Below are 1,329 nucleotides of genomic sequence, written 5' to 3' on the forward strand. Positions count from 1 at the left end.
CCGGGCCGGGCCCCGCGCACCGCGCCAGGAGCCCGGCCCCCGCGCCGCGTCCTCGCGCGGACGCCCGGGACCCGGTGGATTCCCGCGACCGGATGATGGACGCCACGTCCGGCCCTCCGCGCCGCCCGGTAGGCTGACCGGCGGGCCGTGACTGGCGTGCTGGGATGGGACCGACCATCGGGGAGCGGCCCCCGGGCCGCACCGCGGGCCCGGTACGAGTGCCGTGCGCCTGGGCCATGCCGTGAACGCCGAACGCCACGTCCCACGTCCGGAGGTCCTCCATGCCCGCCGAGCCCCTCTCCACCGCTTCCACCGCCTTCCGCTCCGCCCTCGACGTGATCCGCGCCGTCGAGCCGCGCGTCGCCGACGCCATCGGCCAGGAGGTCGCCGACCAGCGCGAGATGCTCAAGCTGATCGCCTCCGAGAACTACGCCTCCCCGGCCACGCTCCTGGCGATGGGCAACTGGTTCAGCGACAAGTACGCCGAGGGCACCGTCGGCCGCCGCTTCTACGCGGGCTGCCGCAACGTCGACACCGTCGAGTCCCTGGCCGCCGAGCACGCCAGGGAACTCTTCGGCGCCCGCCACGCCTACGTCCAGCCGCACTCCGGCATCGACGCCAACCTGGTCGCCTTCTGGGCGGTCCTCGCCGACCGCGTCGAGGCCCCCTTCCTGGAGAAGACCGGCGCCCGCCAGGTCAACGACCTCTCCGAGGCGGACTGGGCCGAACTCCGCCAGGCCTTCGGCAACCAGCGCATGCTCGGCATGTCCCTGGACGCCGGCGGCCACCTCACCCACGGCTTCCGCCCGAACATCTCCGGCAAGATGTTCGACCAGCGCTCCTACGGCACCGACCCGGCCACCGGCCTCATCGACTACGAGGCCCTGCGCACCTCCGCCCGCGAGTTCAAGCCGCTGATCATCGTCGCCGGGTACTCCGCGTACCCCCGTCTGGTCAACTTCCGGATCATGCGCGAGATCGCCGACGAGGTCGGCGCCACGCTGATGGTCGACATGGCGCACTTCGCCGGTCTGGTCGCCGGCAAGGTCCTCACCGGCGACTTCGACCCGGTCCCGCACGCCCAGATCGTCACCACCACCACCCACAAGTCGCTGCGCGGCCCGCGCGGCGGCATGGTCCTGTGCGACGACTCCCTCAAGGACCAGGTCGACCGCGGCTGCCCGATGGTCCTGGGCGGTCCGCTCCCGCACGTCATGGCCGCCAAGGCCGTCGCCCTCGCGGAGGCCCGGCAGCCCGCCTTCCAGGACTACGCCCGGCGCGTCAGGCCCTCGGCGAGGGCGCGGGAGTTGTCCACGACGCGCCGCGGCG

At 73.5% G+C, this 1,329-nt stretch carries 1 protein-coding gene; it reads left to right on the forward strand.

Going from position 1 to position 1,329, the window contains the following annotated elements; genetic code table 11:
* Positions 1-281 precede the first annotated feature (281 nt).
* The coding region (locus AOK18_RS27415; protein ID WP_055696074.1) for a PLP-dependent aminotransferase family protein at positions 282-1,329 on the forward strand (1,048 nt) is incomplete at its 3' end.

It is taken from the genome of Streptomyces prasinopilosus, from assembly GCF_001419695.1.
Classification (GTDB): Bacteria; Actinomycetota; Actinomycetes; order Streptomycetales; family Streptomycetaceae; genus Streptomyces; species Streptomyces prasinopilosus.